The following is a 14273-nucleotide window of genomic DNA, read 5'->3' on the forward strand; positions in this document are numbered from 1 at the left end:
GTAGAAGCTCCAAAAGCTGCTCCAGCACCAGCTGCTGCACCAGTAGAAGCTCCAAAAGCTGCTCCGGCACCAGCTGCTGCACCAGTAGCTGCTGTAGCTCAAGATACAGAAGGATTACATAAAATCACTTCTCCAATGGTTGGAACTTTCTATCAATCTCCATCACCAGACGCTGATGCATATGTAAAAGCTGGCGATAAAGTAACTGGCGATTCAATCGTATGTATCGTTGAAGCAATGAAACTTTTCAATGAAATCGAAGCAGAAGTAAACGGTGAAATCGTTGAAGTGTTAGTTAAAGACGGCGAGCTTGTAGAGTACGGTCAAGCATTATTCTTAGTAAAGCCTGAGTGAGGAGCTGTTCCAAAATGATTAAAAAGGTATTAATTGCAAACCGTGGGGAAATTGCAGTACGTATTATTCGTGCTTGTAAAGAACTAGGGATTGAATCAGTAGCAGTTTATTCTGAAGCTGATAAAGATGCCCTTCATGTTCAACTTGCTGACGAAGCATATTGTATTGGACCTAAACTATCAAAAGATAGCTATTTAAATACAACGAATATTCTTAGTGTAGCGAAGAAAACAGGGGCTGACGCTATTCACCCTGGTTATGGCTTCCTTGCTGAGAATGCTGACTTTGCGGAGCTTTGCCGTGACGTAAACATTACGTTTATCGGACCAAGCCCAGAAGCAATCAGCCAAATGGGTACAAAAGACGTAGCACGTCGTACGATGGAAGCTGCGAATGTTCCGATTGTACCTGGTACAGAAGGTGTTATCGCAAGCGTTGAAGAAGGTGTAGAGTTTGCTGGTAAAATTGGTTACCCAGTAATCATTAAAGCTACAGCCGGCGGTGGCGGTAAAGGGATCCGTGTTGCAAGAACAGAAGAAGACCTGATTAAAGGCATCAACATCACGCAACAAGAAGCGGCAACAGCTTTCGGTAACCCAGGTGTTTATATCGAGAAATTCATCGAGGATTTCCGCCATGTCGAAATCCAAGTTATGGCTGATAACCATGGCAATGCGATTCACCTTGGAGAGCGTGATTGTACAGTTCAACGTCGTTTACAAAAACTTGTTGAAGAAACTCCATCACCAGCTCTTGACGGCGAACTACGCGAAGAAATGGGTCAAGCTGCTGTAAAAGCTGCACTTGCAGTTAACTACTCTGGTGCAGGTACAGTTGAATTTATCTTTGATTATAAAGCTCGTAAGTTCTACTTCATGGAAATGAACACTCGTATCCAAGTAGAGCACCCAGTTACAGAAATGGTAACAGGTTTCGATTTAATTAAAGAACAAATCAGAGTGGCATCTGGTGAAAAGTTATCGATTTCACAAAAAGATGTAACATTCAATGGTTGGTCTATCGAGTGCCGTATTAACGCTGAAAACCCAGCGAAAAACTTCATGCCTTCAGCTGGAAAGATTCAAAACTATCTTGCACCAGGCGGTTTCGGAGTACGTGTTGATTCAGCGGCATACCCAGGCTATTCAATTCCGCCATACTATGATTCAATGATTGCTAAATTGATTGTTCACGCTCCAACTCGTGAAGAAGCAATTGACAAAATGAAACGTGCTTTAAGTGAATTTGTTGTTGAAGGAATTCATACAACAATTCCGTTCCACCTTAAATTACTTTCTCATGATCAGTTTGTTTCAGGAGAATTTAATACGAAATTCCTTGAAATTTATGATGTAATGAACTCATAATGTAAAGGAAGATAGGAGGTGCTTGGAATGAGTGAAGTAGAAAATCAATTGCTTGAAGTGACTGACTATAATAGTGGGCTTGGCAAGGTTGAAATTGCTCCAGAAGTAATTGAAGTCATTGCGGGGATTGCTGCATCCGAAGTTGAAGGGATTGCCCATATGCGCGGTAATTTTGCGACAGGTGTCGTAGAAAAGCTGGGCAAGAAAAATCACGGCAAAGGTGTTAAAGTCGATTTAACTGGAGAAGCAATTAAAGTGGATCTCTATTGTGTCATGAAGTTTGGAGTCTCTATTCCGAAAGTTGCGCAAGAAGTACAAGATAACATTCGTCAAGCTTTGTTAAACATGACAGCTATTGATGCTGGTGAAGTAAACGTACATGTTGTCGGAATACAATTCGAAAACGCAAAGCAGGAAGCAGATTACGAGCAAGATATTTAATCATTCTAAACGAATCCTCGAAAAACCCGGCTATTCGCCGGGTTTTTTGTCGTAAGGCTGTTTCGTTTTCCTTGAAACGCTCGCAAGATGTGTAAGTGCTTGAAGTTATCCTTTAATTCATGTTTATTTTCTGTTAGAGTAGATAAGATGGATGTAAGAAAGTTATGAAAAATGGGCACAGTAAGTTTAATAAAGAGGCCGTGTTACACAATGTTGCTAATTAAAGTATCGTAAATAACAAAGCCGATGAAAAAGAACGATGGATATTATGGGAAAAATAAAGAAAATCTTAATATTTTTGTTTTTTTATAAATTAATGTTCGTCTGTGCAAGCATTTTCAGATATAATAGTAGATGTTAAAGGAGTAAGATGATGAAAAGAAGAACAGCACGTGAAAAAGCCCTTCAAGCATTATATCAAATCGATATCGTTGGAGCAGAAGTACAAGATGCGACGGAAAGCGTATTGAATGGTGCAGAACCTGATCACTATTTAGAAGCAATAGTCACAGGTGTTACAGGGAAACGTGAAGAATTGGATGAAATCATCCGTGGGAATTTAGAGAATTGGAAATTAGAAAGACTGGCGAATATTGACCGGAATTTACTTCGTATGGCCGTTTATGAAATGGTCTACAGTGAAGATGTTCCTGTTAGTGTTGCAATTAATGAAGCGATTGAGATTGCTAAGAAATTCGGTGACGATCAATCAAGCAGCTTTGTAAATGCCGTTTTATCAAAAGTAAAAGCTCATTTAGGCTTTTAAAAGCTTGGCTAATCGGATGCCACCGCAATTTCTTTTACAGCATAATTATTCTTGGGAGGATACAATCATGACAGCTCAAATTATTAATGGGAAAGAAATTGCACAGGCAGTGAGACAAGAAATTCGTGAAGAGGTAGAACAATTAAAGCAAAAAGGTCTTGTGCCTGGTTTAGCTGTAATTTTAGTTGGAGATAATCAAGCTTCACAGACTTATGTGCGTAATAAAGAAAAGGCATGTGCTGATTTAGGTATGCATTCTGTGTTGATTAAAAAGCCTGCTACACTTTCACAAGAAGAACTAATTGAAAACATTAATGAATTGAATCAGGATGACTCGATTCATGGGATTTTAGTTCAACTTCCATTACCATCTCATATTAATGAGGAAGCTATTATTGAAGCCATTTCACCGGAGAAAGATGTAGACGGCTTCCACCCAATTAATATTGGAAGAATGATGACAGGACAAAGTGCTTTTTTACCTTGTACCCCATATGGAGTTATGGTAATGCTCAAACATATTAATTATGATTTGGAAGGCAAGCATGTTGTAGTTGTTGGCCGAAGCAATATTGTTGGGAAACCGATGGGACAATTGCTATTAAATGCAAATGCGACAGTAACTTACTGTCATTCTAAAACAAAAGATTTGACTTATTTCACAAAACAGGCTGATGTCATTGTTGCGGCGGTTGGTAGAAGAAATACAATTACGAGCGAGCATATTAAAGAGGGTGCGGTCGTGATTGACGTAGGAATCAATCGAAATGAAGAAGGGAAACTATGTGGAGACGTTGACTATGAAGATGTGTTAAGCAAAGCTTCCTATGTAACACCAGTGCCAGGGGGCGTTGGACCGATGACGATTACAATGCTAATGAAAAACACTATAGAATCAGCTCAAAAAGCATATAGTGTACGCCAATCTGCTTTAAAATGTTAAAAAATCGTTAAAATATTTCGATGAAGCGGTTTCTTGTTTTATAATAACAAGAGACCGCTTTTTTAATAATGTAAGAAAGTATAAAATGTTTGACACGTTTTAATGTTTAGCTCTAGGCGCCATCGGCTCTATCGTTTAGATAATCGCTTCAGAAGACAAAGAACGTCTTCCATCTGTGCTTATCTTATGCTTGTCGGCGATAACGAGCGCCTTGCGCTTTTCTTATAAGGAGACGAAATTCAAAATATGAGTGAACAACAATATTTGAGCGTTTCGGCACTAACTAAGTATATTAAACGAAAATTCGATGTGGACCCGCATTTACAGCATGTTTATATAAGAGGGGAAATCTCGAATTTTAAGCAGCATACAAGCGGGCATATGTATTTTACGTTAAAAGACGAAAAATCACGTCTTTTAGCCGTCATGTTTTCGGCCCATACTAGAGGGATGAAGTTTGTTCCGGAAAATGGGATGAAGGTACTTGTACGCGGTGATGTAACGGTTTATGAGGCGAGTGGACAGTATCAAGTCTATGTAAAGCATATGGCTCCTGATGGAATTGGTGACCTATATTTAGCTTATGAGCAATTGAAGAAAAAGCTTGAGGAAAAAGGAATGTTTAGTGAGCAGCATAAGAAGGTGATCCCTCCTTATCCTCATACTGTAGGGGTTATTACATCACCGACAGGGGCTGCTTTAAGAGATATTTTAACAACGATTAAGCGTCGTTACCCGATTGCTAAAGTGATTATTTATCCTGCACTTGTACAAGGAGTAAATGCTGCGAAATCTATTGCTTTAGCGATATCGAAGGCAAATGAGCGAAGAGAAGCGGATGTGCTGATTGTAGGTCGTGGTGGAGGGTCCATTGAAGAGCTTTGGGCTTTTAATGAAGAAATCGTAGCCGAATCTATCTATGATTCTGATCTGCCTATCATTTCAGCAGTCGGTCATGAAACAGACTTTACAATTGCTGATTTTGTCGCGGACTTGCGAGCACCAACACCGACAGGAGCAGCTGAGATGGCTGTCCCTCATATGAATGAAGTGCTGGAGCGACTAATGAACCGAAAAAATCGTCTAACACGCTCAATACAGGAACGGATTCATTTCGAATCGAATCGTTTAGCCAGGTTAGAGAAATCGTATGCGTTTCGCTATCCGCAAAAAATGTACGAACAAAAACTAGAGCAACTAGACCGGGCTACGGAGCGTTTACAGAAAAATAGTGAGCGCTATTTTATGAATAAGAAAGAAGCATTAGAACAAATGGATGCCATCTTAAGACGTCAGCATCCTGCAGAAGCTCTTCAACGCTCAAAGCAATCATTAGAGCAGCGTCATAAAAATTTGAATCGCGCCATGATGGCTATTTTAAAACAGAAAACTCAATCATTTGTTCATATAACCTCGACTTTATCGGCCGTCAATCCTCTGCAAATTATGGAAAGAGGATACGGGCTAATCTTTGGGGAAGATGAGAAGCTCATTAAAAGCACGAAGCAAGTGTCTAAAGGAGATAAGATTTCTGTCTCGATTAAGGATGGTACACTTACATGTAAAATTGAAGAAATTCAAGAGGAGGTAGAGTCGTGAAGGATCAACAAGAGCTTTCATTTGAAGAAGCAATGGAAAGTTTAGAACGAATCGTAGAAAAGTTAGAGGAGGGAGATGTCCCTTTAGAAGAAGCTATCTCGATTTATAAACAAGGAATGAACTTATCTCGTCTTTGTCATATGAAACTGAAATCGGTAGAAGATCAATTAACGGAAATCTTAAATGAAGATGGACAATTAGAGAGTTTTACAACTGTAGAGGAGGAAACACCGTGATGCTAGACTATGCTACGTTTTCCAGAGAATATAAGGCGGTTATTGAGAAGGAAGTTGTTGAGTATGTGAGAAAGTTGCAGGCACCTTCTATTGTGAAAGAAGCAATGATTTATTCATTAGAGGCAGGGGGAAAACGAATTCGTCCAATGCTTACTTTTGCTGTATTAGCTTCCTTTGGTCGAGATATAGAACGTGCTATTCCGGTCGCTGCTGCCATTGAGATGATTCATACTTATTCATTAATTCACGATGATTTACCTAGTATGGACGATGATGATCTTCGTCGTGGTAAACCAACGAATCATAAAGTTTTCGGTGAGGCCGTTGCTATACTTGCCGGTGATGCATTACTTACATATAGCTTTCAATTAATTGCAGAGATGACTCATTCTGAAGTAACTCCAGAGATGAAATTAGAATTAATTTCAGAAGTTAGTAAATCTGCAGGAGCTGAAGGAATGGTCGGTGGTCAAATTGCAGATATGGAAGGGGAAAATAAGCAATTGACCCTTGAACAGCTAGAATATATTCACGAGCATAAGACAGGTAAACTATTAGCAGCTAGTATTTTATCCGGTGCTATTTTAGCAGGAGCGAGCGCCGAGCAGCGTCAGCATTTACGTCAGTTTGCTTTTCACTTAGGACTGGCCTTTCAAATCCGCGATGATATTCTCGATATTGAGGGAACGGAAGAAGTACTTGGCAAACCGGTCGGCAGCGATACGACTAATCATAAAAGTACTTATCCAGCACTGCTTACGTTACAAGGTGCAAAGGAGAAGTTAGCAGAGCAGGTTCAATTAGCTCAAGACGCATTAGCAGAGACTAAGTTACCTGCAATGACTCTACTTAGTGAACTGACTGATTTAATCGCAAACCGAAACCATTAATTTATGTAACGAATTTGTGATGAATTAAGGTTTATGCTATAATTATAATGCGAAAATATGTGGAACTAATTAAATTTGTGATGATTGTATACAGTCGCCGAAATCATTTTGGATGCAGGCGGCTATTTTTACTATTGGCTGTGTTTCCTCATATTGTTAATCAACCGTATCGTATACTAAAGCCTCACTTAGAAACCGTATTCTCTCTATAGAACAAGCTTTGGTATAATGAAGATAGAACTCGATTTTGCCAGGCTGAAAAGTACGATAAGTCGATAAAGGTTTGCTTATTGAAAAATACACATTATAATGACTTATAAATAAAAATAAAAACAACTTAAAAAGATTTTTCGGACTAGCGTTATGAATGTTTATGTTATGCTTGCTTTGTAATAGCTGTTTGCCGAAAATGACAGAAAGTGAGTGGTCCTGTTTGGATCTTCTATCTATAAAAGACCCTTCATTTTTGAAGAGCTTGAGCAATGAGGAATTAGTTGAATTAAGTGCAGATATTCGTCGATTTCTCGTTGAAAAGACATCGGTAACAGGCGGTCATATCGGTCCTAATTTAGGTGTCGTCGAATTAACGATTGCTCTTCATAAGGAATTCGATAGTCCAAAAGATAAAATTATTTGGGATGTAGGGCACCAATCGTATGTTCATAAAATTTTAACTGGACGAGCTAAAGATTTTGATACATTAAAGAAATATAAGGGGCTTTGTGGGTTCCCGAAGATGATTGAAAGTGAGCATGATGTTTGGGAAACCGGACATAGTTCTACTTCTCTTTCTGCTGCCATGGGAATGGCGGCTGCACGGGATATTAAACAAGAACAAAGCTATATTCTGCCTGTGATCGGAGATGGTGCCTTAACCGGTGGAATGGCACTAGAAGCACTCAATCATATTGGGGATGAAAAGAAGGATATGATTGTTATTTTGAATGATAATGAAATGTCCATTGCTCCAAATGTTGGTGCGCTTCATTCTGTGCTTGGTCGACTTCGTACAGATGGCAAATATAATCGTGCCAAAGACGAATTAGAGTGGTTGTTGAAAAAGATACCAGCAGTTGGCGGTAAATTGGCAGCAACAGCAGAGCGTCTAAAAGATAGCTTGAAATATGCACTCGTTTCAGGCATGTTTTTTGAAGAATTAGGATTTACGTATCTTGGGCCGGTCGATGGTCATAATTACGAAGATTTGTTTGAAAACTTCCGTTATGCGAAAAAAATAAAAGGTCCCGTTTTATTACATGTTATTACGAAAAAAGGAAAAGGATACACACCTGCTGAAACGGATACGACTGGAAATTGGCATGGGACGGGTCCTTATAAGATTGAAACGGGTGATTTTGTTAAGTCACATAGCAGCGGTCCAGCATGGAGTTCGCTTGTAAGTGAGACTGTTCGTAAGTTAGCACGTCAGGATGAGCGAATTGTAGCAATTACACCAGCTATGCCTGTTGGTTCGAAGCTGGAGGGCTTTGCTAGTGAATTCCCTGAACGTTTCTATGATGTCGGCATTGCCGAACAGCATGCTGCAACGTTTGCGGCAGGACTTGCTACGCAAAAAATGAAACCGTTTTTAGCCATTTATTCGACGTTTTTACAAAGAGCTTATGACCAAGTTGTGCATGATATTTGTCGTCAAAATTTAAATGTCTTTATCGGGATTGATCGAGCGGGGCTTGTTGGATCAGATGGGGAAACACATCAAGGGGTCTTTGATATTGCGTTCCTTCGTCACGTACCGAATATCGTCTTAATGATGCCAAAGGACGAAAACGAAGGCCAGCATATGGTGAATACAGCGATTCAATATGATGATGGGCCGATTGCGATGCGTTTCCCACGAGGAAATGGCTCGGGAGTACCAATGGACAAAGAGTTAAAGCAAATTCCAATTGGTAGTTGGGAAGTGCTTAAAGAAGGCTCGGATGCTGTCATTTTAACCTTTGGTACAACAATTCCGCTAGCGATAAAGGCAGCAACACAGCTGGAGAAGGAAGGCTATTCTGTTAAAGTTGTAAATGCTCGCTTTATTAAACCGATGGATGAGAATATGTTAAATGCATTGCTAGGTAGTAAACTTCCTATTTTAACGATTGAAGAAGCGGTTCTTCAAGGCGGGTTTGGTAGTGCGGTGATGGAGCACGCTCAAGAACAAGGATTTTACGGTGCAATTATTGACCGTATGGGAATTCCAGATTACTTTATCGAACATGGCAGTGTCGATGAACTGTTGGAAGAAATCCATTTAACAGCCGAAGCGGCTGTTAAGAAAATTAAACGAATGACACCGAAAAAACAAAAAAGGGCATGAAGAGATGAAAGTAATGAAAGAAAGGCTAGATATTCTCCTCGTACAACAAGGACTAGCTGAAACACGTGAAAAAGCAAAACGAATGATTATGGCCGGACTTGTATACGCCAATGAAGAGCGATATGAAAAGCCAGGTGAGAAGGTGCCTGTTGATTTAGAGTTTTCCATTAAAGGAAAAGTCATGCCTTATGTCTCAAGAGGCGGATTAAAGCTTGAGAAGGCGCTGAAGACCTTTGATGTAACTGTTGAGGGCAAAATTCTTTTAGATATCGGTTCTTCAACAGGTGGATTTACGGACTGTGCGTTGCAAAATGGGGCCGTGATGTCGTATGCGGTGGATGTTGGTTATAATCAGTTAGCTTGGAAACTTCGTCAAGATGAGCGGGTAAAAGTGATGGAGAGGACTAATTTTCGTTATGTAACACCTGCTGATTTGGACGGAGAGATGCCAAGTTTTGCGAGCATTGATGTCTCATTTATTTCTCTTACATTAATCTTACCCGTTCTTAAAACGCTGCTTGTGGCTAACAGTGATGTGATTGCACTCGTCAAACCACAGTTTGAAGCAGGGAGAGACCAAGTCGGGAAAAAAGGAATTGTTCGCGACCCTAAAATTCACAAAGAAGTGTTAAATAAAATTATTACGTTTGCTGTCAAAGAAGGGTACGATGTCCAAAATGCTTCGTTCTCTCCGATTACTGGAGGAGATGGCAATATTGAATTTTTATTACACCTTAGTTGGCAGGGCTCGAAACAAACGGGAGAGAATTTTCTTCGTCAGTCAGTTGATGAGATTGTGAATGAAGCTCACGCTCAGTTTAAGAAAGAATAATTTGTCGCTCCTTTAGATTTTGGCTAGAGGAGCTTTTTTTATCACGGTTATGTTATAGAGTATTGTTGATTTTGTTTTATTTCGTTTGAAATTGACATTTTATATGTATTTTATACAGCTGATGGATGTAAGAGGGCTGGCAGAGGGGCAGAAATACATGTACAATTGTATAAAAATACGCTACGATTAATAATAGTGAAGGCTGTACAAGCTCCTGTTTTTAGAACAAGATTTGACTAATAATATGGAATATAGCCTAGAAAAATGAGAGGTGCTTTTACGTACATGAATAAAGGACAAAGGCATATAAAAATTCGAGATATTATTACAAATAATGATATAGAGACGCAAGATGATTTAGTCGATCAGCTGAAAAGCGCGGGCTATAATATAACTCAAGCAACGGTTTCTCGAGATATTAAAGAGCTGCATCTTGTGAAAGTTCCTTTACCAGATGGACGTTATAAATATAGTTTACCTGCGGATCAACGTTTTAATCCTCAGCAAAAACTTAAGCGAATGTTAGTAGATGCTTTTGTTAAAATCGATGCAGCGAATAACTTGCTTGTTATGAAGATGCTTCCGGGAAATGCACAAGCGATATGTGCACTCATTGATAATTTAAATTGGGAAGAGATTCTTGGAACAATCGGTGGCGATGATACATGCTTAATTATTTGTCGCTCGGATAAAGAAGCAGAGACGGTTGCTCAAAAATTTTTAGATATGCTCTAGACGGTTTGGGGTGAGGAATTTTGTTATCAGAATTATCGATTAAAAATTTTGCCATTATAGATAGTTTAGCGGTTTCTTTAGAAAAAGGTTTGACGGTGCTAACTGGAGAAACGGGAGCAGGAAAGTCCATTATTATTGATGCTGTTCACTTATTAGTAGGGGGACGCGGGTCAGCGGAGTTTATTCGACATGGGGAAACGAAGGCTGAAATCGAAGGGCTATTTCAAATTGATGAGCCGCAGCACCCTGTTTTTGTTAAAGCATCGGAATTTGGGATTGATATAAGTGATGGCATGGTTGTTATAAGACGAGAAATGTCTACGAGCGGCAAAAGCGTATGTCGAGTAAACGGAAAGCTTGTGACCATCGCTACGTTACGTGAAATTGGTCGAACGCTTATCGATATTCATGGACAGCATGAACATCAAGAGCTGATGGATGAACGTCTTCATTTACCTTTACTTGATCAATTTGGCGGGGAAGAGGTTATGTTAGCGCTTTGGGAATATGAAAAGCTATATAAGCGCTATAACACTGCTCAGAAGCAGTTAAAAAGTCTCAGCCAGGACGAGCAGCAAATGGTGCATCGACTCGATTTAATTCAGTTTCAATTTGATGAAATTCAAAAGGCTGAGTTGAAGCTGCACGAAGACGATCAGCTTCTTGAGGAACGAAAAAAAATTAATAACTATGAAAAAATTCATGAAGCTCTGCAAACAAGCTACAATGCTTTGAATGGTGAACAGCATGCGTTAGATTGGCTGTCGATTGCGATGCATCATTTAGAAGAAGCAGCTAACCTTGATGAATCTTTGAAGAATAGTTCAGATATTGTTTCAAATAGTTACTTTTTATTAGAAGATGCCATTTCAACGATTCGTGATCAGCTCGATTCTCTTGATTTTGATACGGAACGGATTGATTTTATTGAAGGGCGTCTAAATGAAATTAACCAATTGAAACGTAAATACGGACGTACGATTGAGGAAATTGTCGAATATGGAGCAAAGATTGAAGAAGAAATTGAAACGTTGCTTAATCGGGAAACGCATATTGCTAAGCTGGAAAAGGAATTAAACTCGATTAAGGCAGATTTACTCATTGAGGCCAAGCATTTATCGAGTCTTCGTCAAACCTATGCAGAGCAATTAACGAAAAAAATTAAGCAAGAATTGAAAGAACTATATATGGAAAAAACTGTTTTTGAAGCTCGTTTTCATCAAACGGCTCATACATTTGATGAAACAATCGACAGAGAAATTAATCGAACAGGACTTGATGTCATGGAGTTTTATATTTCAACGAATCCTGGTGAACCGCTAAAACCGTTATCGAAAATTGCCTCTGGCGGTGAAATGTCCCGTATTATGTTGGCTTTAAAAAGTATTTTTTCGCAGCATCAAGGGATTACATCGATTATTTTTGATGAAGTCGATACAGGAGTAAGCGGACGAGTTGCTCAATCGATTGGAGAAAAAATTTACAAAGTAGCTACAGGTTCTCAAGTGCTTTGTATTTCTCATTTACCTCAAGTTGCTGCAATGGCTGATACGCATTTGTTTATTGCTAAAAAAGTGACAGAAGGAAGAACACATACATCTGTTACACCATTAGCTGAGGAAGAAAAAATAAAAGAAATCGGCCGGATGATAGCTGGTGTTGAAATTACTGATTTAACGAAGCAACATGCTAATGAATTAATTCAACAAGCTCATAAAATTAAAGTCACATCCTAAAAAAACTATGTATTGAAAAGCTATCCATATTCGGATAGCTTTTATTTCGTTGTGAGGTTATAAATGATTGTAAGGAAGGCTAAATTAAAGATGTAGCCATAAGCGTGTAAATAGCGAGGAGAGTGTATAAATGAAGTTTGCAATGTTAAACAAAGTCATCGGTGGAATTCTCCTGATTTCGCTATTAACATTAGGGTTATACCAGCCATTGCGTGAAGTATTTTTAATTCCCAATCACCTTGTGTTATTTGAGGGAAGTCACTATAATATTTCTACATCCTTACCTGTTTCAGCTAAACATGTAAACGCAAGTACAGCTAGTGTTACGATTCATAAAGATGACTCGGCTATCATGTTAGATGCTGATAAGCCTGGTACAAACGAACTTCTTCTTGATGTGGCCGGATTGCCGGTTAAGAAAGTGGATGTTCAAGTTTTGGAAGATTTTAAAGTAGTCCCAGGGGGCCAATCTATTGGTGTAAAATTAAATACACTAGGTGTACTCGTTGTTGGTCATCATCTAGTTGCTACGTCAGAAGGAAAAAAATCACCGGGAGAAACGGCTAAAATTCAAGTCGGCGACATTATTACAAAAATTAATGGTCAAACAATTAAAAAAATGGGTGATGTTACTCCTTTTGTTCAAGAAGCAGGAAAAAAAGGTGAGCCATTGAAGCTTGATATTCAACGAAATCAAGAAAAATTAAAAGCGTCCTTACTTCCTTTAAAAGATAAGAACGAGGGAACGTATAAACTAGGTCTTTACATCCGTGACTCCGCAGCAGGAATTGGAACGATGACCTTTTATCATCCATCCTCTAAAAAATATGGAGCACTTGGACATGTTATTTCTGATATGGATACAAAAATGCCGATTGTTGTCAAAGATGGACAAGTTGTTCAATCGACTGTTACATCTATTGAAAAAGGGAGCAACGGTGATCCTGGAGAAAAACTTGCTCGTTTTTCATCGAATCGAGAAGTAATAGGGAATATCAATCGTAATAGTCCATTCGGTATTTTTGGAAAATTGAATCAACAAATTGATAATGGGATTATGGATAAGGAGATGCCTATTACCCTTTCTCATGAAGTAAAGGAAGGTCCAGCGAAAATTTTAACAGTTGTCGAGGGATCAGAAGTAGAGGAATTTAATGTAGAAATAGTTAGTTCCATTCCACAAAAATTCCCGGCTATTAAGGGAATGGTATTAAAAGTAACTGATAAGGAGCTTTTAAAGAAAACAGGTGGGATTGTTCAAGGCATGAGTGGAAGTCCAATTATTCAAAATGGGAAATTAGTTGGTGCAGTAACCCATGTATTCGTTAATGATCCTACAAGCGGATACGGTGTTCATATCGAATGGATGTTAAATGAAGCAGGCATTAATATTTATGAAAAACCAGTCGTTAATAAGGCGAGTTAAAGGGGGGCGAATGTTCGCCTTCTTTTATTTTTGTATGTTTAATCAACGGCGTTAAAGAACGCATGCGTATGAATTTTGCCGCCTGGACAAAAAATTACAGACTTTTTGCCTTTGTAGATTGCTTGTTTTTAGGGTAGGCTGTTAATTAAGAAGAAAAGGTTTAGTAAATAGACAAGATTTTATGATAAAATATATCGCAGTAAAGCTTTTTTTGACAACTTTTAAATGTGTTTAGTAAGAAAAGTTAAAATTAGTAGAAATCTGGAGAAAAATATTATTTTTCATTATTTTCCTAAAAATAAAAGGTATTTTGTTTCTATTGTCGAAAAGAAAAACAAGACCAATTTATAGTAGAGGAGGAAATCAAGCGTGAAAAAAATTAAAGTGTGCGTTGTGGACGATAATAGAGAGCTTGTGGCTTTATTAGAAGAATATATATCAGCTCAGGACGATATGGAAGTCATGGCTGTTGCACATAATGGGCAGGAATGTCTAAATATGCTAGAAAACGTTCATCCTGATATTTTGATTCTCGATATTATTATGCCTCATTTAGATGGGTTAGGTGTGCTTGAAAAATTGCGCGAACAAAGGGGAACGATGCCCCATGTCATCATGCTGA

Annotated in this window: 14 protein-coding genes; all 14 read left to right on the forward strand. The window is 38.7% G+C overall.

Annotation, left to right across the window (positions count from 1 at the left end):
• On the forward strand, positions 1-354 hold a 354-nt coding region (gene accB / locus V7068_RS19955; RefSeq protein WP_499714235.1), incomplete at its 5' end, for an acetyl-CoA carboxylase biotin carboxyl carrier protein.
• Positions 355-368: 14 nt separating this feature from the next.
• Positions 369-1721, forward strand: a complete 1353-nt coding sequence (gene accC, locus V7068_RS19960; RefSeq protein WP_499714236.1) for an acetyl-CoA carboxylase biotin carboxylase subunit — start codon at positions 369-371, stop codon at positions 1719-1721.
• Positions 1722-1748: 27 nt separating this feature from the next.
• On the forward strand, positions 1749-2162 hold the full coding sequence (locus tag V7068_RS19965) for an Asp23/Gls24 family envelope stress response protein (protein WP_127761289.1): 414 nt from the start codon (positions 1749-1751) through the stop codon (positions 2160-2162).
• A 373-nt stretch (positions 2163-2535) separates the two neighbouring features.
• A complete protein-coding gene (gene nusB / locus V7068_RS19970) occupies positions 2536-2928 on the forward strand; it encodes a transcription antitermination factor NusB (protein ID WP_499714237.1) in 393 nt (130 codons plus the stop codon).
• 67 nt (positions 2929-2995) lie between these two features.
• Complete coding sequence (gene folD, locus V7068_RS19975; RefSeq protein WP_252290658.1) at positions 2996-3871, forward strand: bifunctional methylenetetrahydrofolate dehydrogenase/methenyltetrahydrofolate cyclohydrolase FolD; 876 nt, start codon at positions 2996-2998, stop codon at positions 3869-3871.
• Positions 3872-4117: 246 nt separating this feature from the next.
• Positions 4118-5470 (forward strand): exodeoxyribonuclease VII large subunit, encoded by a 1353-nt coding sequence (gene xseA, locus V7068_RS19980; RefSeq protein ID WP_499714238.1) that lies wholly within the window; start codon positions 4118-4120, stop codon positions 5468-5470.
• Positions 5467-5706, forward strand: a complete 240-nt coding sequence (locus V7068_RS19985; RefSeq protein WP_499714239.1) for an exodeoxyribonuclease VII small subunit — start codon at positions 5467-5469, stop codon at positions 5704-5706. Before xseA ends, V7068_RS19985 begins: the two co-directional genes overlap by 4 nt.
• Entirely contained in the window at positions 5706-6596 is an 891-nt protein-coding gene (locus V7068_RS19990; protein ID WP_499714245.1) for a polyprenyl synthetase family protein, read from the forward strand. The genes V7068_RS19985 and V7068_RS19990 overlap by 1 nt, the downstream gene beginning before the upstream one ends.
• A 433-nt stretch (positions 6597-7029) precedes the next feature.
• Complete coding sequence (gene dxs / locus V7068_RS19995) at positions 7030-8922, forward strand: 1-deoxy-D-xylulose-5-phosphate synthase (protein WP_375348906.1); 1893 nt, start codon at positions 7030-7032, stop codon at positions 8920-8922.
• 4 nt (positions 8923-8926) lie between these two features.
• A complete protein-coding gene (locus V7068_RS20000) occupies positions 8927-9754 on the forward strand; it encodes a TlyA family RNA methyltransferase (protein WP_499714240.1) in 828 nt (275 codons plus the stop codon).
• A gap of 285 nt (positions 9755-10039) precedes the next feature.
• Positions 10040-10489: a transcriptional regulator AhrC/ArgR gene (gene ahrC / locus V7068_RS20005; RefSeq protein ID WP_499714241.1), complete on the forward strand. Its 450-nt coding sequence runs from the start codon at positions 10040-10042 to the stop codon at positions 10487-10489.
• A gap of 20 nt (positions 10490-10509) precedes the next feature.
• Positions 10510-12225 (forward strand): DNA repair protein RecN, encoded by a 1716-nt coding sequence (recN, locus tag V7068_RS20010; RefSeq protein WP_499714242.1) that lies wholly within the window; start codon positions 10510-10512, stop codon positions 12223-12225.
• 130 nt (positions 12226-12355) lie between these two features.
• On the forward strand, positions 12356-13651 hold the full coding sequence (spoIVB, locus tag V7068_RS20015) for a SpoIVB peptidase (RefSeq protein ID WP_499714243.1): 1296 nt from the start codon (positions 12356-12358) through the stop codon (positions 13649-13651).
• Between the two features lie 369 nt (positions 13652-14020).
• A partial coding sequence (locus V7068_RS20020; protein WP_499714244.1) for a response regulator occupies positions 14021-14273 on the forward strand: 253 nt, incomplete at its 3' end.

The sequence above is a fragment of the Bacillus sp. JJ634 genome, from assembly GCF_036962285.1.
GTDB classification, from domain to species: Bacteria; Bacillota; Bacilli; order Bacillales; family DSM-1321; genus Peribacillus; species Peribacillus asahii_A.

Coding starts and splice junctions, on each gene's coding strand:
- accC (WP_499714236.1), top strand. CDS start 369: ATGATTAAAAAGGTATTAATTGCAAACCGTGGGGAAATTGCAGTACGT.
- V7068_RS19965 (WP_127761289.1), top strand. CDS start 1,749: ATGAGTGAAGTAGAAAATCAATTGCTTGAAGTGACTGACTATAATAGT.
- nusB (WP_499714237.1), top strand. CDS start 2,536: ATGAAAAGAAGAACAGCACGTGAAAAAGCCCTTCAAGCATTATATCAA.
- folD (WP_252290658.1), top strand. CDS start 2,996: ATGACAGCTCAAATTATTAATGGGAAAGAAATTGCACAGGCAGTGAGA.
- xseA (WP_499714238.1), top strand. CDS start 4,118: ATGAGTGAACAACAATATTTGAGCGTTTCGGCACTAACTAAGTATATT.
- V7068_RS19990 (WP_499714245.1), top strand. CDS start 5,706: ATGCTAGACTATGCTACGTTTTCCAGAGAATATAAGGCGGTTATTGAG.
- V7068_RS20000 (WP_499714240.1), top strand. CDS start 8,927: ATGAAAGTAATGAAAGAAAGGCTAGATATTCTCCTCGTACAACAAGGA.
- ahrC (WP_499714241.1), top strand. CDS start 10,040: ATGAATAAAGGACAAAGGCATATAAAAATTCGAGATATTATTACAAAT.
- spoIVB (WP_499714243.1), top strand. CDS start 12,356: ATGAAGTTTGCAATGTTAAACAAAGTCATCGGTGGAATTCTCCTGATT.